This is a genomic window from Lyngbya aestuarii BL J (assembly GCF_000478195.2).
Lineage (GTDB): Bacteria > Cyanobacteriota > Cyanobacteriia > Cyanobacteriales > Microcoleaceae > Capilliphycus > Capilliphycus aestuarii.
The window spans coordinates 1-535 of sequence record NZ_AUZM01000343.1 but is presented as its reverse complement, the minus strand read 5'-3'; the positions used below and the strand labels follow the sequence as shown (position 1 = coordinate 535).

1 protein-coding gene is annotated in these 535 nt (G+C 44.9%); it reads left to right on the top strand.

Annotated elements, in window-relative coordinates:
• Positions 1–434: squalene/phytoene synthase family protein (locus M595_RS28445; protein ID WP_023070000.1), on the top strand; the 434-nt coding region annotated here is incomplete at its 5' end.
• Positions 435–535: the final 101 nt, after the last annotated feature.

Below are 535 nucleotides of genomic sequence, written 5' to 3'. Positions count from 1 at the left end.
ATCAGGAACAAGGTTTTGATATCCCGACAGAAGAAGCGATCGCCCTTGGAATTGCCAATCAACTGACGAACATTCTCCGAGATGTCGGTGAGGATGCTCGCCGAGGTCGTATTTATCTTCCCCTAGAAGAGTTAGCCTTGTTCAACTACACGCAAGACGATTTATTGAATGGAGTTGTCGATGATCGCTGGCGAGAACTAATGCGCTTTCAAATTCAGCGAGCGCGTAAATATTATACTCAAGCCGAGCGCGGAATTCGTGCTTTGAGTCCTGATATTCGTTGGCCGGTTTGGTCGGCATTGCTTCTCTACAGCAAGATTCTCAATGAAATTGAGCGCAACCAGTACGATGTTTTTAGCAAACGAGCCTATGTTCCGACTCGGCGTAAGTTGCTTTGTTTGCCTGTTGCGCTTTTGAGATCGAAGGTCTTGTAATTTTGAACCTGTTGATCCCACTCCGAATTGAATTAAATAACCCGCCGAAAATTAATTCAGGCGGGTTTTGTCTTGTCAGAAAATAAAAACTAAAACTCGGG